Source organism: Sphingomonas sp. KR3-1, from assembly GCF_040049295.1.
GTDB lineage: Bacteria > Pseudomonadota > Alphaproteobacteria > Sphingomonadales > Sphingomonadaceae > Sphingomonas.
Window position 1 is genome coordinate 1 of the sequence record NZ_JBDZDQ010000002.1, and the last position, 25,294, is coordinate 25,294.

6 protein-coding genes are annotated in these 25,294 nt (G+C 68.1%); 5 read left to right on the forward strand and 1 reads right to left on the reverse strand.

The genetic code is table 11. The annotated features are described in order from the left end of the window. Positions 1-11,068, reverse strand: an 11,068-nt coding sequence (locus tag ABLE38_RS12245) for a hypothetical protein (protein ID WP_348974505.1), incomplete at its 3' end; no start/stop codon positions are given. Between the two features lie 476 nt (positions 11,069-11,544). Between ABLE38_RS12245 and ABLE38_RS12250 the strand changes: the two genes are divergently transcribed. The 5 genes from ABLE38_RS12250 to ABLE38_RS12270 all read left to right on the forward strand — a co-directional run bounded on the left by ABLE38_RS12250 (position 11,545) and on the right by ABLE38_RS12270 (position 25,174). After that, on the forward strand, positions 11,545-12,447 hold the full coding sequence (locus ABLE38_RS12250) for a LysR family transcriptional regulator (protein ID WP_348974506.1): 903 nt from the start codon (positions 11,545-11,547) through the stop codon (positions 12,445-12,447). A 197-nt stretch (positions 12,448-12,644) separates the two neighbouring features. Continuing rightward, on the forward strand, positions 12,645-15,704 hold the full coding sequence (locus ABLE38_RS12255; protein ID WP_348974507.1) for a TonB-dependent receptor: 3,060 nt from the start codon (positions 12,645-12,647) through the stop codon (positions 15,702-15,704). Between the two features lie 11 nt (positions 15,705-15,715). Then, positions 15,716-16,648 carry a dienelactone hydrolase family protein gene (locus ABLE38_RS12260; RefSeq protein ID WP_348974508.1) on the forward strand — a complete coding sequence of 311 codons (933 nt, stop codon included), beginning with the start codon at positions 15,716-15,718 and terminating at the stop codon, positions 16,646-16,648. Positions 16,649-16,724: 76 nt separating this feature from the next. Continuing rightward, the gene (locus tag ABLE38_RS12265) at positions 16,725-24,164 is read left to right on the forward strand and encodes an autotransporter-associated beta strand repeat-containing protein (protein ID WP_348974509.1); all 7,440 of its coding nucleotides are present in this window, start codon (positions 16,725-16,727) and stop codon (positions 24,162-24,164) included. 23 nt (positions 24,165-24,187) lie between these two features. Further along, complete coding sequence (locus ABLE38_RS12270; RefSeq protein WP_348974510.1) at positions 24,188-25,174, forward strand: hypothetical protein; 987 nt, start codon at positions 24,188-24,190, stop codon at positions 25,172-25,174. Positions 25,175-25,294: the final 120 nt, after the last annotated feature.

Here is a 25,294-nt window from a genome sequence, read left to right on the forward strand (position 1 = left end):
TCGCCGCGCCCAGCGCCAGCGTGCCGCCATTGACCGCGACGGCCGTCGCCGCCGACGTGCCGTTCAGCACCGAGCTGCCGCCCAGGTTGAAGACCGTGCCCGTGCCCAGATTGGCGTTCACCGTCGCGCCGGTCAGCTGATACTGGCCCGCGGTCAGCGTGCCGCTGCCCGCCAGCGTCCCGTTCAGCCCGAGCGTGCCCACCGTGTCGCTGAAGCCACCCAGGTCGAGCGTCGCCCCCGAGGCAACCATCACCGTCGCCGTATCCGCAAGCCGGTTCGCCGCGCCCAGCGCCAGTGTCCCAGCCTGCACCGACACGTTGGCGGCGGCGGACGTCCCGCCGAGATAGCTGGTGCCACCGAGCTGGTACAGGTTGCCCGCACCCAGATTGGCGTACACCGCTGCCCCGTTCAGCTGATACTCGCTCGCCGTCAGCGTGCCCCCGGTACCGTTCAGCTGGCCGCCGACGGCGACGATGCCGACGGTGTCGTTGAAGTTGCCGATGTCGAGCACGGCACCCGAAGCGATGGTGACCGTGGCGTTGTCGGAGATGCGATCCGAAGCACCGAGGATCAGGATGCCGCCGTCGATCGCGACAGTGGCGCTGGTCGCGGTGCCGTTCAGCACCGAGGTGCCGCTATGCTGCACCAGCGTACCGGCGACATTGGCGTTCACCAGCGCGGTATCGAGCTGGACGATGTTGGCGCTCAGCGTGCCGGTGCCGTTGAGATACCCGCCGATCGCCGCCGTGCCGACGGTATCGTTGAACGCGCCGAGGTTTAGCGTCGCACCCGAAGCGATCGAGACCGCCGCATTGTCCGCAAGGCGGTTCGATGCGCCCAGGTTCAGCGTGCCGGCATTGATTGCCACGACGCCGGTCGCGGACTTGCCGCTCAGCGTCGAGTTGCCGCCCATCTGCACCAGCGTGCCGGTGCCGAGATTGGCGTTCACCGTCGCGCCGTTCAGGTCATATTCGGCCGCAGTCAGCGTACCGAAGCCGTTGAGCGTGCCGGACAGCGCGAGGCCGCCGACCGTGTCGTTGAACCCGCCGAGGTTGAGCGTTGCGCCCGAGCTGACCGTCACGGTGGCGGTGTCGGCGAGGCGGTTCGACGCGCCGAGCGTCAGCGTGCCGGCGGAGACGACCACCGTGGTCTGCGCCGCGGTGCCGTTCAGCACGCTGGTGCCGCCGCCGTTCAGCAGCAGGCCGCTGCCGGCGAGATTGGCGTTGACCGTCGCGCCGTTGAGGAAGGTGGTGCCGGTGGTGCTCAGCGTGCCGGTGCCGTTGACCGTGCCGGCCAGCGATGCGGCCGCGACCGTGTCGCTGTTCGCGCCGAGGTCGAGCACGCCGCCCTGCTGGACGACCAGGCTCGAGCCGTCCGCCAGAATGTTCGACGCGCCGAGGGCGAGCGTGCCGCCCACCGTCGTGGTGCCGGTATAGCTGCTGGCGCCGTTCAGCGTCAGCGAAGCGCCGCTGAGGACGGCCACGCCGCCGGTGCCGGCGATCGTGCCGTCGAAGCTGCCGGTGCCGCTCAGTGCCAGCGTGTTGCCGCCAAGCGCGACATTGCCCGCGCCGGCCAGCGTGCCGATCGTCTCGTTGCTGGCGAGGCCCAGCGTGCCCGGTGCCGAGATCGTCACGATGCTGGCATCGCCGATCGCGCTGCCGCCGGCAGCGACGATCGTGCCGGAGTCGATCGCCCAGTTGTTGTTCGAGCTGTCGAAGCCGGTGAGCGTCCACACGCCCGTGCCTTCCATCGTGCGGCTGTCGAAATTGGCGACGTTGGTGACGTCGAGCGTGGCGTTGCCGGTGCCGGCGAGCACCAGCGCATCGGTGCCGCCGTTGCCGTTGAAGCTCGAATTCGCGCCGATCGTGGCGTCGCTGAACAGGATCAGCGTGTCGTTGCCGCCGCCCAGGTTCACGGTGCCGGTATAGCTGCCTGCGATGCTGAGCGTGGAGTCGGCATTGCCGAACAGCTGGATCGCGCCGTTGGTGGTCGAGCCCGCCTGCAGGTCGATCGTCGTCGCGCCGTCGCTCTGAATCAGGCCGGTGAGCGTGCCGCCGGCCTGGTTGGTGAGGCTGAGCGTGCCGTTGCTGACGATCGCGGTGCCGTTGGTGCCGCCGGCGATCGTACCCGAATTGACGATCGTGCCGCCGCCCTGGAGCCCGATGGCATAGTCGGTGCCGCTCGAGGCGATCGTGCCGGCATTGGTGATGTTGGCAGAGCCGCTGGTGACGTTGACGCCGATGCTGCCGGTGATCGTGCCGCCCACCGCGTTGGTCAGGGTCAGCCCGCCGTTCGACGCGATGCCGACGCCGTCGCCCGCGATCGTGCCGCCGGCCTGGTTGTTGACCGTGCCGCCCGCCTGCAGGGTCACGCCGGCGCTGCCCGCGTTGAGCGTGTAGCCGCCGACGCCGAAGGCGCCGCCGATAATGGTCCCGCCATTGTCGATCACCGTGGCGGCATTGTTCAGATAGACGCCGGCATAGCCGCCCGAGACGTTGCCGTCATTGATCAGGTGGATCGCGCCATTGCCGATAAAGGCCGCGCTCGAACCACCCTCGATCGTGCCGCTGGCCTGGTTGTCGACCGTGAGCAGGCCGGTGCCGCCATTGTAGAGCACGCCGAAGATCGCGCCGCTGTTGCTTACCAGCGCATCGGCCGCGCCGCTGCCGCTGACCGAGCCGGTGACGCTGCCCTGGTTCAGGAAGCTGCCGCCGCCCGCGAGCGACACGGCGTCGGCCGAAGTGGTGGTGATCGAGCCGGCATTGATCAGCGTCGAGCCGTCGAGGACCTGGAAGCCCTGATCGTTGGTTGCGGCGCCCGCATAGGTCAGCGCCTCGCCCGCCGCGAGGCCCGAGACGGTGACCGCGCCGGTGCCCGAGATGTCCTGGAAGACGATCCCGCTGGTCGGCTGGACATAGGCCAGCGTGCCGTTGGTGACGATGCTCGTTCCCGAGATCGTGCCGCTGGTGCCCTGGAGCGTCGCGCCCGCATTGATCGTGGTGGTGCCGCTCCAGCTGTTCGCGCTGTTGGAGAGGACGATCGTGCCCTGGCCGCCGATCACCAGATCCTGGTCGGGATCGACGCCCGCGCCGGTGCCGGTGGTGATCGCGCCGGTGAGGTTGGCGATCACGCCCGCATCGGCATTGAGCGTCGAGGGATTGGCCGAGGACGGCGTCACGACTTCAAGCGAGATGGTGTTGCCGAAGGTGCCGCTCGCCCCGAAGGTCGCGGTCGGGTCGATCATGTGGATCGTGCCCGAGCCGAAAGCGCCGTCGCTCTCCGCGCGGATCGAGCCGCCATTGACGTAGATGTCGCCGGTGATGTTCGACGTGCCGTCGAAGGTGATCTCGCCCGAGGGCGCACCGTTGCCGGCGTAGATCGCGGTGCCCGGCGAGGTGCTCGGGCCGCTGAGCGTCAGGTTGCCCGAGAGCAGGCCGATGCCTTCGAAATTGGTGAAGCTGGTGAGGTTGACGGTGCCGCTGTTGCCCGAACCAAAATCGGCGAACAGCGTGTCGTTGCCCGCGCCGCCGTCGATCATGCCGGCGATGGTGCCGCCATAATAAGTGAAGGTATCGTCGCCGTCGCCGAGATCGGCCGAGGTGATCGAGCCGCCATCGGTGAGCACGAGATTGTCGATGCCGGCGCCGGTCGAGAGATAGCTGCCGTTCAGCGCGCCGGAGATGGTGACATTGCGGCTGCCGCCGCCGGTCGAGACGATGTCGCCATTGACGGTCGAGCCCGCCTGCAGGCTGACCGAGATCGCCGAAGCGCTGTTCAGCGCGATCGCGCCGGCGCTGCCGCCGGTGATCGTGCCGCTGTTCTCGATCGTCGCCGCGCCACTGCCAACCAGGACGCCCCAGCCGCTCTCGGCAACGCTGCCGCCGCTGATCGCGCCGCTGTTGATGAGCCTGCCGCCCTGGCTGAGCGTCACGCCGTTGCCGATCGTCGCAGTGATCGTGCCGGCGTTGGTGATCTGGGCGTTCGTGCCGCCCATATAGATGCCGGCCTGGCCGGTGATCTCGCCGCCATCCTGGTTGTCGACGATGCCGTTGAAGCTGGTCAGGTTGACCGCAGCGTTGATGTTGGCCGTGGCACTGGTCACGCCGGTGATCGTGCCGCTGTTGACCAGGCTCGAATTCGGGCCGGCCAGCGTGATCAGCGCATAGTTGTCCGCGGGGGCGAGGGCGGTGATCGTGCCGGTGTTGTTCACCTGCCCGCTGGCACCCTGCAGCGAGATCGCGCCGGCCGAACCTGCGTTGATCGTGCCGTCATTGTTGACCGTCGCAGCAATGCCGCTGGCGTTGCCGGCGATGGTCACGGTGTCGCCGCCGACGGTGCTGTTCCAGTTGACGTTGACCGTGGCGTTGCTGTTGTTGAGCGTTGCCGCGCTGCCGCTGGTCGACAAGTCCGCGAACCCGCCCGTGCCGATGTTGAGCGTGGTGCTGGTCCCCAGCGTCCAGCCCGCCTGGCCGCTCTGCGTGCCGACGAGCGTCAGGCTGCTCGACTGGAGGTTCTGCGTCTCGAAGCCGGTGAGGTTGGCGACGTTGAGCGTCGAGGCCACGCCGGTGTTGACGTTGAACACGTCGGTGCCCGTGCCGCCATCGGCCGACGTGAAGGTGCCGCCGTACCAGTTGAGCGTGTCGTTGCCGCCGCCCAGGTTGATCGCGCCGTTCACCGCGCCGCCGTTCAGCGTAACCGTATCGGCGCCCGTCCCCAGCGCGACGTTGCCGTTGATCGTGCCCGCATTGGTGAGGGTGAAGCTGGCGGTTGCGTTGATCGCATTGCCGACGCCGGTGATCGTCCCGTTGTTGACCAGGCTCGTGCCGGCCGTGCTGCTGGCTACCGCCTGGCCGTTTGCCGAGCTCAGCGTCGCGCCGTTGTTGACGGTCAGCTGGGTGCCGGTGCCATTCAGGGTCACGGCGCTGCCGTTCGTGTTGGTGAGCGATCCGCTCAAGGTCAGCGTGCCACCGCTCACCGCCCAGCCGATGCCGCCAGCGCGGTTGCCGGTCAGCGTCAGGTTGCCCGTCTGGTTGGTATGGACCTCGAAATTGGTCAGGCTGGCGAGGCTGAGCGAACCGCTGACCCCGGTGCCCAGGTCGCTGGCGAAGCTGTCGGTGCCCGCGCCGGCGTCGATGCTGGTGAAGCTGCCGCCCCGCCAGGTGAAGCCGTCATTGCCGGCGCCGAGCTGGACGGTGCCCGCGATCGATCCGGTCGCCGCGAGCGTCAGGGTATCGATGCCGCTGCCGCTGCTGGCGTTATAGCCGCCCAGGCTGCCGGCGATCGTGACCGCGTGCGTGCCGTTGTTGGCGGTAACGATCGCGCCGGTGGTCGAAGACTGCAGCAGGCTGACCGTCATCGTGCCGGCGGTGTTGGTCAGGTTGATGCCACCGGCCGTGCCCGAGATGATGCCGCTGCTGGTGATCGTGCCGGTGCCGCTGGCGACGATCCCGTAATTGCCGGTCGAGGTGATCGAGCCGGCATTGCTGATCGTCGTGGTGCCGGCGATGTTGATCGCCGCGGTGCCGCCGCGGATGAAGCCGTTCACCTGGTTGGTGATGCTCGCCCCGCCCGTGGCGAGGATGCCGTAGCTGCCGCCGTCGATCGTGCCGCCGGTCTGGTTGAGGACCGTGCCGCCGCCGCCGTTGAGCGAGATCGCCTCGCCGCCGGAGATCGTCGCCGCGCTGCCATAGCCGCTCGCGAGCGTGCCGGTGAGGATGCGCCCCGAATTGGTGATCGAGTCCGCCGCGTTGCGGCCGACCACGCCCCAGCTGTAACCGACGATGTCGCCGGCATTGGTGAGGCTGAGCGCGCTGTTGGTCAGGTCGATCGCCGAGCCGGTGAAGGTCCGAGCGACCAGGCCGCCCGCATTGTTGGTGATCGTCAGCGTGCCGCCGCCGGTCGCGCCGATCGCCGCGGTCGTGCCCGAGTTCGTTACGCTCGAGGCACCGGTGCCGTTGAAGAGCACCAGGCCGCTCAGCGTGCCCCCGGCATTGTTGGTGATCGTGCCGGCGCTGGCGAAGATCGAATTGCCGGTACCGCCGGCGATCGCGCCCGAATTGACCACGGTGATCGTGCCGGCGCTGTTGGTGATGCCGTTCGCCGAACCGGCGTTGATCGAGCCGGTGCTGCCCACGGTGAGCGAGGTGCCGCCCGCCATCGTCACGCCGCCGCTCTGGCTCGCCGCGCCGCCCAGCGTCAGCGCGCCGCCGGTGAGCGCCAGCGCGCCCGTGCCGCCGATCGTCCCCGAATAGGTGCCGGCCGCATTGGCAAGCGTCAGGTTGCCGCCGCTCAGCACCGTCGAGCCGGCGCCGTTCAGGCTGGCGATCGTCTCCGCGCTCAGCACCGAGAAGGTCGCGCCCGCGCCGACATCGACGCTGCCCGCGTCCGAAATCGCCGAACCGCCCGAGATGGCGAGCGTGCCGCCCAGGATCGAGGTGAGGCCGGTATAGGTGTTGATGCCGTTCAGCGTCAGCGTGCCGGTGCCGGTCTTGGTCAGCCCGCCGCCCAGGTGCAGGCCGCCGGTGAAGGCATAGTTGATCCGCGTGGGATCGGTATGGTCCTGCACATAGGCGGACGTGTCGCCCTGGAAATTGTAGCCGGCGGTGTTGTTGTCGACGCGGTAGGTGGCGGACGCCTGGACATAGGCCGTCGGGCTGGCGCCATAGGCATTGTACCAGGCGAGATCGTTGATCGTCGCGGTGCTCGAGCCTGCGGTCGAGGTGCGATAGTCGCTCGCGTTGCCGCCGAAGAGCAGGGCCGCGGCCTGCTGCGCGGTATAGGTCGGCGGGTTCGTCGACCAGGCCGGGCCGTCCGAGACGACCCAGCTGCCGATATAGGCGACGGGCGTGGTATCGATGATCGCGCCGGAGAAGGTCGTCGAGGCATTGTCGCCGCCGACGGTAAGCCGATTGGCGAGCACGTTCGCGGTACCCGCGCCGGTCAGGCTGCCGACCGTCTCGCCGCTCGCAAGGCTCAGCGTCGCGCCGCTGGCGACGCTGACTGCGCTGGTGTCGCCGATCGCGAGGCCGCCGCTGACCGAAAGCGTGCCCGCAACCACGTTGGTCGCGCCGCTATAGGTGTTGGCGCCGTTCAGCGTGAGAATATGCGACGGCACATTGATCTGGACCGCGCCCGCTCCCGAGATGTTGCCCGTGAAGCTGCCGTCGAAATTCTGGCTGAACGCCAGCGTGCCGGCATTGGCGAAGGAAGAGCCCGAGATGGTGTTGGTCGCGCCCTGCAGCGTCGCGCCGGCATTGATCGCGGTGACGCCGGTCCAGCTGTTGCCGGTATTGGCGAGCACGATTGTGCCGTTGCCGCCGATCGTGACATACTGGGTCACGTCGCCTGCGCCGCGGCTGATCAGGCCGGTCAACGTCGCGGTGACGCCGGCATCGGCCGAAAGGATCGTCGGGTCGCTGCTCGCCGGGACGACGACTTCGAGCGAGATGGCGTTGGCATAGGTGCCCGTCGCGCCGAACTGGATGGTCGGGTCGATCGCGTGGATCGTGCCGGTGCCGAACGCCGTCGTCGTCGTGGCGCGGATCACGCCCGAGCGAAGATAGATTCCGCCCGTCAGCCCGGTGCCGCTGAACACCAGCGTGCCGCCATTGGCGTTGATCACGCCGGTGGTGAGCCCACCCGATGCGGTGCCGGTGAGCGTCCAGGTGCCCGTGTCACCCTTGGTCAGGATGCTGGCGGTGGCGATCGAGCCGAGATTGTAGGTGCCGGCGGCACCGTTCGCCGCCGTGCCGTCGCCGGTGCCGAGCAGCGCCAGCGTGTTGGTGCCCGTGCCCAGGTCGACCGTGCCGAAGCTCGCGGCAGCGAGCGTGCCGGCATTCTGCAGCGTGATGCCGCTGGTGCTGTCCACAGTCGCTGCGCCGGCCGTACCGCGGCCGTTGAAGATCGACAGCGTGTCGTTGCCCGTACCGAGCGTGATGTTGCCGGTAGTCGAGCCTGCCTGCAGATTGACGTTCACGAGGACGTTGCCGGAAATCACGCCGACGCCGCCCGTGCTGGTCGCGGACCCGTAGTTGACGAACGTGGCGGCGCCGGCGAGCGAGACGCCCGCGGTGCTCGCACCGATGATATGCCCCGCCGCGGCATTGGTGATCGTGCCGGCGCCCGCGTAGATGCCGGCATAGCCGCCGCCGGTGATCGTGCCGCCGTTGACGATAGTCGCGTTGCCCTGGACGGTTACGCCGTCGAAATTGCCGGTGCCCGTGCCGCGGCCGGTGATGGTGCCGGTGTTGTACAGGGCCAGAAAGGCGCTGGCGACGATGCCGCCCGCGGCGCCGTCGATCGTGCCGCTGTTGGTGATGGTGCTGGAGTAGACCTTGATCGCATCGGCGGTTCCACCGGCGGTGAAGGTGCCGCCCGAGACAGTGCCCGTGCCGATCGTGCCGGCATTGTTGACCTTGGTGATGGTGTAATCGGGCGCAGTGATGCCGTTGGTCAGGCCGGCGATCACGCTGGTCGCGCCGATATTGTTGACGGTAACCACGCCGTCGGCCTGGCGGATGCCATAGCTCGCCGCGTCGGTGCCGCGGATGACCGCGCTGTTGTCGACCGTAAGGCTGGTGCTGTTCACCAGCAGGCCGCCGCGGCCGCCGGTGATCAGGCCGGCGCTATTGGTGACCGTTCCCGTAGCGGTGCCCGAAGACTGCACGCCATAGCCGAAACTGGTGTCGCTGCCGCCGGTGATCGTGCCGCCATTGTTGGTCACCGCGCTGTTCGCGCCGGTGAAGGACACGCCCGAGGCGGCTGCAGCGGTGATGCTGCCGCTATTGGTGAGCGTCAGCCGGTTGGTGACCGTGATCGCATCGAACGCACCCGTCGCGGCGGTCGAGATCGTGCCGTCATTGGCGATGGTCGTGATGCCGGTGGAATAGATGGCCGCGTTCCGGTTGGCAGCCACCTGGCGGATGATCGCGCTCGCCTGGTTGGTGATCGTGCCGCCGCCGGTGCCCAGCACGACCGTATAGGGGCCGCCGGTGCTCGTCTGGAGGATGCCCGAGCCGTTGTTGTTGATCGTCACGCTGGCAGTCGTGGCGCTCACCGCCGCGCCGAGGTTGGAGGCGGTGAAGCTGCCGCCCGTGATCGTGCCGATATTGGTGAGCGTGCCGCCGCCCGAGGCGAAGCTCACGCCGCCATAGGATGCCGCGGTCATCGTGCCCGAATTGGTCACGTCGATACGCGCGCCATTGGACAGGAAGATATTGCCATCGACGCTGATCGTGCCGGCGTTGCTGAAGGTAACGGCGCTGGTGCCCAAGCTCGCCGCGAAGTTGTTCAAGCCGGTGACCGTTGCGCCGGCCAGCACATTCACGGTGCCGCCATAGGCGCTGACGGCGTAGGAGGCGCCGCCCGCGACATTGAAGGCGGTGGTGGCGAAATTGAGCGTCGTATCGGTCGCGATCTGCCAGTAATTGCCCGAGGCTGCCGTCGAGCCGATGAGCGTTAGCGTGCCGCTCTGCAGGGCGCGCTGGCTGAAGTTGGTCGGCGTTTTCGAGACGTCGAGCGACGCGGAATTCCCTGCCCCGATCTGGGCGGTGAAATAATTGGTGCCGGCGCCGCCATCGACGACGCCGCCGAGCGTGCCGCCCTGCCAGTTGAAGTTGTCGCTGCCGCCGCCGAGCGACACGGTGCCGCTGATCGAGCCGGTCGCCGCGAGCGTGACGGAGTCGATCCCCGTGCCGGTGCTCGCGTCGTAATTGCCGGTCAGCGCGCCGGCGATCGTGATCGTATGGAGGCCGCTGCCGTTCGAGACGAGGTTGCCGGTCGTCGTCGAGCCATTGGCCAGCGTGACGCTCGCTGCCGTCGTGCCGTTGAGCAAGATGCCGCCGGTGAGCGACCCATTATTGGTGAAACTGCCGCCTGCGAGAAGCGAGACGCCGGTGCCGCTCGAGACGATGCTGCCGTTGTTGACGACCGTCGAACCCACCTGGTCGTAGATGCCCTGCGCCGCCTGGACGGTCGCGCCGTTGGCAACCGTGATCGCGAATGCGCCACCGGTAGAGGTATAGATGCCGGCGGTTCCGGCGGTGACGTTGGCATTGACGTTGATGGCGTTGCCGGTGGTGGCGCTGGCCTGTGCCTCGATGCCGCGGGCGAAAGCGGTGGCGTTGCCGATCGCGGCGCCCACGGTGATTGCCACCCTGCCCGCGCTGACCGCATTGATGCCGGTGCCGAGATTGGCCGAGCTGCTGTTGATCGTGCCGCCGCCGCTCGTCGTGATCGTGGTGGCGCCCGTGGCATCGCCGGCCGCAGTCGAACTGATGCCGGTCGCCGCGGTGATCGCGCTCTGCGAGTTGACGCTGTTGTTGCCGCCCGTCGCGTTGAGCAGGATGCCGGTGCTGGTGGCGTTGATCGAGCCACCGGTCGAGATGAAGCCGGTGCCGTAATAGTTCGACGCGTTGACGCCGGTGGCGAAGCCGCTGATCGACGATCCGCCGATCTGGATGCTCGCGTTGACGCTCGAGATCGCATTGATGCCGGCGACCGCGGTGCCGTTGCCGATGAACGACTGGCTGTAGCCCGACGAATCGAAGCTGATATAGCCGCTCGGCGCGTTGAGGTTGATGCCGTAGCTGCCGGTGAAGACCGACCCGCTCGAGGTGAGGCCCACGCCCATATTGGCGTTGGTCTGCACATAGAGCGCCGAACCGCCGCTCACCGTGGTGGTCAGGTTGTTGGCGCCGGCAAGCGTAAAACCGGTCGAGTTCAAGCCCGAGGTATAGCCGCGGATGTCCAGCGCGTTCGCGCTCGTGTTTCCGGTCGTGTCGTTGATCGTGACGCCGTTCGCCGTCAGCACGGTGGCCTGGGTGAGGTTGCTGATCGCTACGCTGCCGCCGCTGGCGGTCTGGTTGTTTACCGTGGGGCTCCCGCCCGAGGCGGTGATGGTGCCGCCGGCCGTGGGCGAGGCGATCGTCTGCGCCGCGGCGGGGAGCGCCAGGCCGATGCCGATCAGCGCGGTGGTGCCGAGCAGTGCCTTGCGCCGGCGCTTGCCGGCAGTGCCGCTACGAACGAACGAACCGCTCGACGCCTGTGCGTCGCGACCAAAAAGCGCCATTGTCTGAACCCCCGGGGATCGAAAAAATAAGAGCCGCAAGGGGCGCGAAGAGCGCAGTCCGACGACTTAACCTGCGCGCACTACAGTATTTTTCCGATTAACCTCTTGAATGGACGTGTCATCGCTTGTCTGTATGCGTCATCGGCGTGGGAATTTTTTCGAATTGTGCTGGCGCCTTGCACGACCTGCGCTGCGAGCGGGCAGTCGCCACTTTGGGTCACGAACCCCGGATCCCGGCTTGTCGGCCAGCCTCCACCTCGAGAAGCTGATGCCCATGCCCGGGATAGAATGTTTATTCTTCAATTAATGAAATTCGCTAACCTATACTGGCTTCGTGCAGGGGGGGCTTTCTGCATGGATTCGAAGATTTCCCGGGAGAGGCGAGTTGGGATTGCCGGCCGGCGGGTGTGCTGCACGACAGCGCGCGCGTCTGTGCGCTTGAGGGGGCGTGGCCGGCGCAAAGGGGGGCGTTGCGAGTGCGTTTGCGGCAGATCGAAGTTTTCCACGCAGTCTATGTCAACGGATCCATCAGCGCGGCGGCACGGACGCTGAACGTCTCGCAGCCGGCGGTCAGCAAGGTGCTGCACCACACGCAGGACCAGCTGGGGCTCAGGCTGTTCCATCTCGTGCGCGGAAGGCTGGTGCCGACGGCGGAGGCCCATGCCCTGGCGCGCGAAGTGAGCGATGTGTACGGCCGGGTCTCGTCGCTCCAGCAGGCGATCCGCAACCTCAAGAGCGCGGGGCTGGGCGGGCATCTGCGCATCGCGGTGGTGCCCTCGCTCGGGCTGGCGGTGGCGCCGCTGGCGGTGGCGCGCTTCCGCGACGAGTTTCCCGACGTCACCTTCGACGTGCAGACGCTGCACCATGTCGATCTCTTCCGTGCGCTGTACGAGCGCGAATGCGACATCGCCTTCGCCTATGATCCGCCCGCGCATCCGCGGATGAAGCGGGTGACGCTGGCCAAGGGCAGGCCGATGCTGCTGGTCCACGAAGCGAGCTATCCCGATCTGCCCGATCCCGTGCCGCTCAAGCGCCTGGAAACCGAGGACCTGATCGGGCTGGGCACCACTGGCCCGGTGGGCGACCTGGTCGCCGCCGAGATCGACCGGCAGCAGCTGATGATCCGCGAAGTGGTGTCGGCGCAGACCTTCTACATCGCCGCGGCGGTCGCGCGGTACGGACGGGGCATGACGATCATCGACGAGTTCACTGCGCGTGCCTGTGCGGGGGACGGGATGGGCTTCCGCGCGCTCGAGCCGAGGATGGAATTCGCAGTCCAATATGTATTCCTAGAAGATATACCTCCAACGCCTATGGCTAAGAAGTTTGTAGAGATGTTTCGCAAGGCATTGATCGAACAGCAGGTCGGCTCCGGGTGAGCCCATAACCCAGCGTTATGTAACATTAATGTAATCTTGGGTTTGCTCGCAGCCATTTCGGATCAATCGTTAACCCCATCGATCGTGCTCGCCAGGGGCCGCCATTTCCGGCGGTAGCGCGCGCGAAGCGAAAACGGGGTGGGCTACATATGATCGTTGGGGTCAGGGTTCGGCGCGCATGCATGTGCGGCGCGTCGATGTTTGCGTTCGCAACTGCACAGGCGCACGCGCAGGATGCGCAATCGGTCGCGGCGTCGCCGCAGCCGCAGCAGCAGCAGCAGGAAAAGCCGGAGCGCGAGCCTGCCGAGCCTTCCGCGAACATCGTCGTCGTCGGCAGCCAGATCCGCGGGGCGCAGATCGAGGGCATCCTGCCGGTAACCGTGGCCGACCGGGACGATATCGACGCGCAGGCGGCGACGGACGGCGACGACCTGTTCCGCGCCATTCCGCAGAATGGCGATGTCGCGTTCAACGAATCGCGCGACACCGGCGGCATCAACGATGCCCGCGGCGACGTCGGTTCGGTCAATTTGCGCGGATTGGGTACCGGAAACACGCTGGTACTGCTCAACGGCCGCCGTCTGGTGCTCCACCCCGGTGTGCAGGCCGAGAACCTCATCCCCGTCGTCAGCGTCAACACCAACGCCATTCCGGTGACGGGCGTCGAGCGCGTCGAGGTGCTGCTCGAGGGCGCTGCGGCAATCTACGGCACCGATGCAGTGGCGGGCGTGGTCAACACCGTGCTGAAGACTCGCTTCGACGGTCTCACCATCGACACGACGGTCGGCCAGACCGACGGCACGCAGCAGACCGAGCGCCAGGTCAACTTCGAATGGGGCAAGACCTTCAACGGCGGCCGCACCAACATCTCGCTCTTCGGCACCTACAACAAGCGCGACCCGCTCTATGCGAGCGAGCGCCGCAATTCGCGCTCGAGCGACCTGCGCCCGCTGGTCGCCGACACGGCCTTTGCCGGGGACGGCGATTTCGACAATCGCAGTCTCGATACGATGTGGGGCGAATTCGTCCGCCTCGATTCGAACTACCAGCAGGTGACGACCGTCGCCCGCTACAATGGCACCGCGCTTACCACGAGCGGCACCTTCCATGTCCAGCCTTCGAGCAACGAGGGCTGCATCGCGCCGGCCGGCAACGGCATCTGCTTCGACAACAGCGTGCTTTCGACGGCAAGCACCGACGCCAACCTGAAGTACAACACCAATGCGGATCGCACGATCCAGGGCGGCAACGAGCGGCTGAACCTGTTCGGCTTCGTCAACCATGAGTTCAGCGCCAGCCTGAACTTCTATGGCGAGCTTGGCTTCTACAAGTCGGACTTCAATTCGCAGCGCGAGCAGGAAACCCCGCTCGCCACCCAGCGCCTGATCATCCCCGCCACCGCCTATTGGAATCCGTTCGGCGTCGCCGGCAGCCCCAACCGGCTGCCGGGGCTAACCGGCGTATCGACGGACGGCGTCGCGCTCGAGTTGCAGGACTATCGGTTCGTCGATGCCGGGCCGCTCAACATCAACGTGAAGAACACCACGCTGCGCTTCCTCGGCGGCCTGCGCGGCAATTTCGGCCATTTCGACTTCGATACCGCCGCACTCTATTCGCGCGCCGACACGACCGACACGATGGAAACGATCAGCATGACGCTGCTCCAGCAGTCGATCGCGGGCACCACGGCGGCGGCGTACAATCCGTTCAACGGCGGCGATCCCAGCAATCCGGGCAGCGTCGACAGCACGCCCAACCCGCGCGCGACGATCGACAGCTTCCTGGTCGACGTCTATCGCAAGAACAGCACCACGCTGGCGCTGTGGGACTTCAAGATCTCCAACGCGCGCCTGCTCCGCCTGCCCGGCGGCAATGTCGGCTTCGCCGCCGGCGTCGAGGTGCGGCGCGAGACCTATCGGGACGATCGCGATCCGCGCCTCGACGGCACGATCACCTACACCGCGCTCGACGGCACCAAGAACGGCAGCGACGTGATGGGCGCCAGCCCGACGCCGGATTCGGGCGGCGGCCGCACGGTGGAATCGGCGTTCGTCGAGCTTGCCGTGCCGCTGGTCTCGCGCGGGATGCACGTGCCCTTCGTCCGCAGCCTGGCGATGCAGCTGGCCGGCCGCGTCGAGAATTACACCAGCTTCGGCATGATCGCGAAGCCCAAGGTGGCGGTGGGCTGGACGCCGATCGATGGCCTGCAGTTCCGCTCTGCCTGGTCGCTCGGCTTCCGCGCGCCGAACCTGCCGCAGCTCTTCGAGAACGGCGTCCAGCGCAGCAACACCCGCACCGACTGGATCAATTGCGAAGCCGATGTCCGCGCCGGCCGGATCGCGAACTTCGATGCCTGCACCCGCTCGGTGGCGGTGGTGTCGAACCGGTCGGGCAGCCAGTCGCTCAAGCCGGAGGAGTCGAGCAACTTCACCGCCGGCGTGGTGTTCCAGCCGCCGATGCCGGCGGGCCTGGGTCGGCTGACCTTCACCGTGGACTATTGGCGGATCCACCAGACCAACCTCATCGGCCTGTTCGGGGACAACAATGCCCTGACCCTGGATTATTATCTGCGGCTCAAGGGCTCGTCCAACCCGCTCGTACAGCGCGACACGCCGACCGCGACGGAGATCGCCAACTATGCCGGCACCGGGCTCACCGCGCCGGGCCGCGTGATCCAAGTGATCGACGACTACGCCAATCTCAACCCGCGCACCGTGCGCGGGCTCGATCTCGCCATGGCGTACCGCCTGCACAAGACCCCGATAGGCGACTTCGACTTCAAGGTGAACGCGGCGCACCTGATCGAATTCTATCAGGATCCCGATGCGCAGAAGGCGACGCTGATCGCCGCCCAGGCATCGGGCGCGATCGATGCGACGATCCCGATCAGCGGCGCGGAGAGCCTGTTGCGGCAGAATGGCCGACCGACCTGGCGCTTCACCAGCACGATCACCTGGCGCAAGGACGGGTGGGGCCTGGGCTATTACAACAGCTATGTCGGCAGCGTGGAGGACACCTCCGCCTCGCTCCCGGATGGCACGCTCTGGGAAGTGAGCGACGTGCTGACCCACAACCTCTATGGGCAGTACAGCTTCGGCCGCAAGGCAGGCGTGCTCAGCAACACCCGGTTCCGGATCGGCGCGCGCAACCTGCTGAACACGCTGCCGCCGATCGCCGACGGCTCCTATGGCTATCTCGGCGAGCTGCACAGCATCCGCGGGCGTTACATCTACGCCTCGATCCGCAAGCGGTTCTGAGGGGGCGGGCGATGAAGGGCATCCTCCCCCGCGCGGCGCTGGCCGTGCTCTCGCTCCTCGCCGCCGCGCCGGCGCTCGCTCAGGTGGCGGCCGGCGATTCGGAAGCCGATGAGGCACCGGTTGCGGAGAAGGCCTCGGCCGAGGCCAAGGTGAAGGTCGAAAGCGTCAAGTTCCTCAGCGCCGACGGCAAGAACATGATCAACGGCTATGTCTTCACCGCCGAGGGTGGGACGGGGCGCAAGCCGGCGATCGTGATGGAGCATGGCCGCGGCGGCGCCTATTCGAGCCTCGCCGACGGTGTCTACAACGCCGATACGCTGTCCTCGCGCCACAAGATGTGGGGCAGGCTGTGGGCGCGGCGCGGCTATGTGGCGATCATGGTCGATGATTTCGGCCCGCTGGGCTATCCCCAGGGCTTCGGGCGCTTCACCTACAACAGCCGCCCCGCCGAGCTCGACGAAGTCACCAACCGGCCGCTCCACGCCTATGGCGCGCTTAAATATCTGAAGACGCGCAGCGACGTGGATCCCAGGCGGATCGGGCTGATGGGCTGGTCGAACGGCGGCAGCCTGACGCTGGCGGCGATGGCGAACGACAAGCCCGAGGGGATCAAGGCGGCCGGCTTCCAGGCCGGCGTCGCCTTCTATCCCGGCTGCGGGCTGAAGAACCGCTTCGATCGGACCGGCTACAAGCCGTACAACCCGGTGCTGCTGATGATCGGCACCGGCGATGCCGAGGTATCGCCCACCTTGTGCGAGCGGCTCGTGTCGCACAGCCGCAGCAGCAAGGGCGATATCGAGATCGTGCTCTACAAGGATGCCGAGCACAGCTTCGATACGCCCACCAAGTCGCGCCAGTCCGTACCCGCCAACGCGGCGGCCAAGGACGACGCGATCGCGCGCACGCTCAGCTTCTTCGACGAGAAGCTGAAGCCGCGTCCCTGACCTGACCCATCTCCAGCGGGAAGGGTCGCGATCCTTCCGGCACCTTCACTGCATTTCCGTTTTCCGGGGGATCACCATGACTGCTGTCGCCGCCAACACGCTTTCGCCGACCCGCCGCCGCAACCTGCGGCCGTTGCTGCTCGCTTCCGTGTTCGCCGCGGGCGCAGTGCCGGGCCTTGCCCATGCGCAGACCGTGGTGAGCGCGAACACCTCGACTTCGACCTCCACCAATGTCGGCGGCGAAGCCACGGTGACGGTCAATCCGGGCGTCACGGTCACCTATACCGGCACCAGCCGCTGGATCGGCTACACCACCGCGCCGACCAACAACGGCCCGGTGATCACCAACAACGGCACGATCCTCGCCACCGCCACCGGCGCGCGCGTGCTCGACACGACCGGCAATTTCACGACGCGCTCGCTGACCGTGAACAACAATGCGGGCGCGGAGATGCGCTCGGACGAAGACGTCATCCGCATCTACAATCTCGCCACCAACGTTGCCGCCACCGGCACCACGGTCACGATCAACAACGCCGGCACGATGACGTCGATCAACGGCGATGGCATCGACCTGGCGAATGTTTCCTATGCCAACCTGCTGCTGACCAACACCGGCACGATCAATGCCGGCGCGAACGGCATGACCTTCGGCAACGGCACGATCGAGCAGCGGGGCCAGATCACCGCGGCGGGCACGGCGATCAACTCGACCAGCACGATCACCACGCTGGTGCGCAACATCAACCTGCGCACGGGCAGCGTGACCCGGAGCACGGGCGGCGAGGGCATCACCCTGGCCGGCAACAGCAGCACCAACCTGATCTCGATCGAGAACGGCGCCACGCTGCGCGGCGCGACCAACGGCATCTCCGCGGGCGCGGTGACGATCAACAGCGCGGGCTCGATCACCGGCACCTCGGGCTATGGCATCACCGGCACGACCACGGCGGTGCGCAGCATCACGCTGAGCAGCGGCAGCACGACGCAGGGCGGCACCAGCGGCATCAACCTGACCGGCGGCAGCAACACGGTCAACGTGCTGGGCGGCGCGAGCGTCACCGGCGTGACCGCCGGCCTCTATCTGACCTCGACCGGCACCAACGTGGTCACCGTCGCGGCAAATGGCAGCGTCACTGCGTCCGGCGCGGTCGATACCGACGGCAATCCCGACAGCGACGGCATGTATCTGAGCACCGTCACGCTCAGCAATTACGGCACGATCAGCGGCACGAGCTATGCGCTTTCGGGCCAGTCCTCGACGGCGCATGTCCGCGACATCACGCTCTATGCCGGCAGCACCACCAGCGGCGGCATCAGCGCGATCGATTTCTACGGCGGGATGAACACGATCTCGGTCGAGACCGGCGCGACCGTGATCGGCGAGATCAGCGGCGGCGTGACCAGCACCGGCGGCTACGACACGCTGAAGCTGTTCGGCAGCGGCGTGGCGGTGATCCCGACCATCTCCAATTTCGAAGCGCTCCAGGTCAATGGCGGCGACTGGACGACGACCCAGACGCTCAACGTCACCACCGCCGGTGCGACGGTCGCGCAGGGCGCGATCCTCCGCCTCGGCAATGGCGGCACGCTCGGCAGCGTCAACGGCGCGATCGTCAACAACGGGTCGCTGATCTTCAACCGCAGCGACACCTACACCCAGGCCGCGGCGCAGACGATCAGCGGCACCGGCACGCTCGAGATCACCGGCGGCACCTATTCGCTGCTCAACGCCAACAGCTATACCGGCGCGACGACGATCACCGGCGGTGCGTTGCGCGCCGGCGCCGACAATGCCTTCTCGGCGGCGTCCGCGATCACGATCGGTGCGGCGGGCACGCTCAACCTCAACGGCTTCAGCCAGACCGTGACCGGCGTCACCGGCGCGGGCAACATCGATCTCGGCACTGCCGGGGCGACCCTGAGCTTCGGCGGCAACAACGCCGATGCGGTGCTGTCGGGCGTGATCTCGGGCACCGGCAACCTGACCAAGATCGGCACCGGCCTGCTGACGCTGAGCGGCGCCAACAGCTTCCTCGGCCTGACCACGATCGACAGCGGCAGCCTTCGCGTCACCGGCGCGCTGGCGAGCGGCGTCGCGATGAACACCGGCACGCTGAGCGGCAACGGCACGATCGCTGGCGCCGTGACGATGGCGGCGGGAACGGTGATCGCACCAGGCTCGCTCGGCACCGCCGGCACGCTGCGCACCGGCTCGCTGGTGCTCGATGCCGGCACCACGCTTGCCTTCGACCTGGGCGCGCCGGGCACGGCCAATGCCGCGCAGAGCGATCGCATCATCGTCACCGGCGACCTGACACTCGGCGGAACGCTCGCGGTGAACGATGTCGGCGGGTTCGGCATGGGCGTCTATCGCCTGATCGACTATACTGGATCGCTCACCAACAACGGCCTGACCGTCGGCACGATGCCCGCCGGGACCGACACCAGCCTGGTGACGATCCAGACCTCGATCGGCCAGCAGGTCAATCTGGTCTATGGCGATGCCGGCACGCTGGTGCCTGCGGTGCAGTTCTGGGACGGTTCAGGCTCTTCGGGCGACGGCGTGATCAGCGGCGGTTCGGGCAGCTGGGTCAACGGCATCGACAACTGGACGCGCAGCGACGGCGTGATCAACGACGCCTGGGGCGAGCAGTTCGCCGTGTTCGGCGTGACCGGCGGCACGGTGACCGTGGACGACGCGATCCACTTCGGCGGCATGCAGTTCATGACCAACGGCTATGAGATCGCCGGCGGCACCGGCACGCTGCAGGCGATCGAGGCGGTCACCTCGATCCGTGTCGATCCGGGCATCTCGGCGACGATCTCGGCGGCGATCAGCGGCACCGGCGGGCTCGCCAAGCTCGACAGCGGCACGCTGACGCTCACCGGCGCCAACAGCTATACCGGCGGCACCGTGGTCAATGGCGGGCGCCTGCGCCTCGCCGGCGCCGGTGCGCTGCCGGGCGGCTTCACGGTCGCTTCGGGCGCAGTGGTGGAAGTCGCCACCGCGCAGAGCGCGACGACCATCGCGGGTGACGGCGCGGTCGAGCTCGGCGCGCAGCTGACCATCGGCGCCGGCAATGCCGACAGCAGCTTCGCCGGCGTGCTCACCGGCACGAGCGGCATCACCAAGACCGGCACGGGCACGCTGATCCTGAGCGGCGCCAACAGCTATGGCGGCACCACCGTCCTGACCGGGGGCACGCTGCGCCTCGCGGCGGGCGGGACGCTCGGCACCGGCAATGTCTCGATGACCTCGGGCACGACGCTCGACCTAGCCGGCATCGCCACCACGATCGGCACGCTCGCGGGCGGCGGCACGGTCGCGATCGGCACCGACGGATCGCTCACCACCGGCGGCAGCGGCAACACCAGCTTCGCCGGCTCGATCACCGGCACGCGCGGCGCGCTGGTCAAGACCGGCACCGGCACGCTGACGCTCAGCGGCTCGAACAGCTTCAGCGGCGGCACCACGATCGGTGCCGGCACGCTGGTGGTCGCGGCGGCCAATTCGCTGTCGAACACCGGCACGGTGCGGATCGAGGCGCCCGGCACGCTCCAGATCGGCGTCAGCAAGACCCTGGGCGGCGTCAGCGGCAGCGGCGCGATCGCGCTCGGCGCCAACACGCTGACCGTCAGCACCAGCGGCGCCTATGACTTCGCCGGCACTGCCAGCGGCACCGGCGGCATCGCCAAGGCCGGCACCGGCACCTTCACGCTGAGCGGCGTCAACAGCTATACCGGCACGACCGCGGCGAGCGCGGGCACGCTGCTGGTCAACGGCAGCGTTGCGGGTGACGCCAGCGTGGCGAGCGGCGCGACGCTGGGCGGCACCGGCGCGATCGTCGGCACGGTGACGGTGGCGAGCGGCGGCACCCTGACCGCCGGCACCGCGGGAGCGGCGGGCACGCTGACGCTCGGCAACCTGGTGCTGACCGGCGGCGCGAACCTGAACTATGATCTCGGCGCGGCCAGCATCGCCTCGGCCAGCGACCGTCTGGTCGTCACCGGCGACGTGACGCTGGCGGGCTCGCTCAACATCACCGATGTCGGCCAGTTCGGCACCGGCGTCTATCGCCTGATCGACTATGGCGGCACGCTGACCAACAACGGCATCGCGTTCGGCACCCTGCCGAGCGGCGTGGCGGTCGCCCAGCTCGATCTCCAGACCAGCGTCGCCAACCAGGTCAACCTGGTCGTCTCGGGCGCGCTGCCCGACGTCCAGTTCTGGGATGGCACCGGCACCGGTGGCGACGGCGCGATTGCCGGCGGCGGCGGCAGCTGGAACAACAGCGCCTATAACTGGACCGGCTCGGCCGGGCTGGAGAACACGCGCTGGGGCTCCAAGTTCGCGGTGTTCCAGGGCACCGGCGGCACCGTGACGGTCGATGCCGGGATTTCGTACACCGGCATGCAGTTCATGAACAACGGCTATGTCATCGCCGCGGGCACCGGCACGCTGACGGTGACCTCGGCCGACGGCAGCATCCGCGTCGATGACGGGGTGACCGCGCGCATCGATGCCAGCATCGCCGGCACCGGCGGGCTGACCAAGCTCGACAGCGGCACGCTGATCCTGGGCGGGCAGAACAGCTATACCGGCGCGACTCTCGTCAGCGGCGGCACGCTGCGCCTCGCCGCGAGCAACGCCATCGCGGCGACGTCCGCGGTGACGGTGGCGAAGGGCGCGACGCTCGATATCGCCGCCGCCAATACGCTCGGCGCGCTTGCGGGCGAGGGCGCCGTGGTGCTCAACGCCAACCTGGCGGTGGGTGCCGGCAACGCGACCAGCGCCTTCGCCGGCACGCTCTCGGGCACCGGCCAGCTCAGCAAGACCGGCACCGGCGTGTTCACGCTTGGCGGCACGCAGAGCTACAGCGGCGGCACCAGCATCGACGCGGGCACGCTGCGCCTCTCCGGCGCGACCGTGCTCGGCACCGGCGCAGTGAACGTCGCGACCGGCGCCACGCTCGATCTGGCCGGCAACGCCCTGTCGGTCAGCCGCCTCGCCGGCACCGGCGCGGTCACGCTGGGCACCAGCGGCGCGTTGACCGTCGCGGAGACGGCAGCCGATGGCAGCTTCGGCGGAGTCATCTCGGGCGCGGGCACGCTGATCAAGGCAGGCGCAGGCACGCTGACGCTCACCGGCGCCAACACCTATACCGGCGGCACCCGCATCGATGCCGGCACGCTCGCGCTGACCGCAGCCAACTCGATCAGCACCACCGGCGCGGTCGACATCGCCTCGGCGGGCACGCTGTCGATCGCCACGGCCAAGACCATCGGCACGCTGAGCGGCGCCGGCAGCGTCACGCTGGGCAGCAACACGCTGACCGTGGGCAGCGGCAACGGCAGCAGCAGCTTCTTGGGCGTCGTCTCGGGCACCGGCGCGCTGACCAAGACGGGCACCGGTACGCTGACGCTGGCGGGCGCCAACACCTATACCGGGCTCACCACCATCTCGGGCGGCACGCTGGTGCTCGCCGCCACCGGCAGCCTTGCCGGCGGCGTCAACATCACCTCGGCCACCGGCGTGCTGGATCTCACCGCGGGCAGCAAGACGCTGGCCGGCCTGCGCGGCGTCGCCGGCGCCGCGGTCCAGCTCGGCACCTCCAACCTCGTCATCGCCGGCACCGCGACCGAGACCTGGGCCGGCGTGATCAGCGGCACCGGCAATGTCGAGAAGGCGGGCACCAACACGCTCACCGTCTCGGGTGCCAACAGCTATACCGGCACCACCACGATCAGCGGCGGCATCCTGCGGGCAGGCGCGACCAACGTGATCGCGCTGAGCGCGCTCAACATCGCGGCGGGCCGCTTCGACCTGGCGAGCTTCGACCAGACGATCGCCGGCCTCACCGGCGCGGGCACCGTGACGCTGGGCACCGCCACGCTCACCGTGGGCGGCAACAACGTCAGCACCACCTATGACGGCGTGATCAGCGGCACCGGCAACCTGGTGAAGACCGGCACCGGCACGCTGACGCTCACCGCGGCCAACACCTATTCGGGCTATACCCGCGTCGATGCCGGCAAGCTGGTGGTCAACGGCACGCTCTCCAACACCGCGATGACCGTCGCGGCGGGCGGGCGCCTGGGCGGCACCGGCACCTTCGCCAGCCTCGACGTGGTCGGCACGCTGACGCCGGGCAATTCGGTGGGGACGATCACGACCACCGGCAACGTCACCTTCCGCGCCGGATCGGTCTACGAAGTCGAGACCAATGCGACGATCGGCAGCGACCTGGTCGCCGCGGGCGGCAATGTCGTGATCGAGGGCGGCACGGTGCGCGTGATGCCGCTGGGATCGGGCTATAACGCCTCGACCACCTATCAGATCGTCAGCGCGGGCGGCACGCTGACCGGGAAGTTCGCCGGCGTCACCAGTGACCTGGCGTTCCTCGCGCCGAGCTTGGTCTACACGGCCAATGCCGTGAACCTGGTGCTGCGCCGTACCGACATCGCCTTCGAAGCGGTAGCGGCGACGCCGAACCAGGTGGCGGTGGCCAAGGCGGTCCAGGCGGCCGGCGCGGGCACGGTGTTCAGCCAGGTGCTGGGCCAGGATACTGTCGGCGCGCGCCAGGCCTTCACCCAGCTTTCGGGCGAAGTCTACGCCGCGCTGCCGGCGCTGGCGCTCCACCAGGCCCGCCAGAACCGCGACGCCGTGCTGGATCGCCTCGGCGAGCCGGTAAACGGCGGCGTGTGGCTGCAATATTCGTCGAGCGACATGGATATCGACGCGGACGATGGGCACGCGGCGCTCGGTCGCCGGATGACCGGCGTGCGCGGCGGGCTCGACGCCACGCTCGGCGGCCTGCGCCTCGGCGCGGTCGCCGGGCACGGCACCAGCGACATCCGCGCGGACGGGCTCGCGAGCCGCGCGACGATGACCGCCACGACCTTCGGCATCTATGGCGGCTACCGCGCCGGCCGGCTCAAGGTGCGCCTGGGCGCGACGGTCGAGAGCAGCCTCGCCAAGGCCTATCGCTCGGTGTCGATCGGCGGCTTCGGCGATACGCCGGCCGGGCGCGGGACGACCAACATCGTCCAGGCCTTTGGCGAAGTCGCCTATTCGATCGCGCTGCACCGCTGGAACATCGAGCCCTTCGTCGCCAGCGGCGCGAGCCGCGTGGCCGCGAAGCACATCGTCGAGACCGGCGGTCTCGCCGCGCTCGAGCTCGGCAAGGTCCAGCAGGGCGTGCTGGGGAGCAAGGCCGGCGTGCGCTTCAACGGCGCGCTGCCTGTCTTCACCGGCAGCCGGCTGCGCCTGACGGGTGCCGTCGCGGTGCAGAGCCAGGATCTCGACAAGGTCGCGGCGCGCGATGCCCGCTTCCTGGCGACCGGCCAGGCCTTCACCATCTCCGGCAACCAGCCGTCGAACACCAGCGCCGCGCTCGATCTCGGCATCGCGCTCGACGCGGCGGGCGGCACGCTCTCGGTCCGCTATGTCGGCGAATATGCCTCCAACGCCCAGGATCACGGCGTCCGCGCGACGCTCGGCTGGCGCTTCTGAACCTCGCACAAGGGAAGACCATCATGTTGAAGTCGTTCGCGATCGCGCTGCCGCTGTTCTCCGGAGCCGCGGTCGCCGCCACTCCGGCACCTACCGCCACCGAGGCGCAGGACAAGGCGCCGTCGCTCCAGTCTGTCTGGGGGGACAAGGGCTATATCGAATATATGCCGGGCAACGGGCCGGTGATCATCACCGCGCCGCATGGCGGCAACATGATGCCGGAATCGATCCCGGACCGCACGCCCGAGAGCTGCGGCGGCAAGGCGGTGGTGGTGCGCGACACCAACACGCTCGAGCTCGCCAAGGCGATGCGCGATGCCTTTTATCGCCGCCACGGCTTCTATCCCTATGTCGTCGTCAGCCATATCGCCCGCAAGAAGCTGGACGCGAACCGTCCGCTCGAGGAGGCGGCCTGCGGCTCGCCCGAGGCCGGCAAGGCGTTCGACGAATGGCATGCCTTTATCGAGCAGGCCGAGCGCGAAGTGATCCGCGACTTCGGCAAGGGCTGGTACATGGATGTGCACGGCCACGCCCATCAGATTCAGCGGGTCGAGATCGGCTATCTGCTGACCACCGCGCAGGTCAATTATTCGGACGCGTCGCTCAATGCCGACAAGGCGCTGCGAGACCGGGTGTCGATCCGCAACCTGCTGTCGGACAAGGTTCAGCTCGCCGATATCCTGCGCGGGCCGGATGCGCTGGGCTCCGCCTTCGAGCGTGACGGCTTCCGCGCAGTGCCGAGCGACGCCGATCCGGCGCCGGGCGCCAACAAATATTTCTCGGCGGGCTACAACACGCTGCGCCACGGCTGCTCGGCCGATGCTGCCGCGGCAGGCAGCAAGACCGACGGCAAGATCTGCGGCGTCCAGTTCGAGACCAACTACAAGGGCCTGCGCGACACCGCCGAGAACCGCCGCCGCTTCGGCGACACGGTGGCGATCGCGGTGGGCGACTATCTGAAGCGCTATTACGCGATGGATATCGGCGCCAAGAAGAAGGGCCGCCGCTAAGGCCAGGGTGCGTCGCCGTGCGGACCGCCGGCGACGCACTTCGCTGGAAGGCATAGTCGCCGGTGCTGCCCGGCGGAGAGGGTGGGTAATTACCCATCGGCTTGCTTGACCTGAATTTCC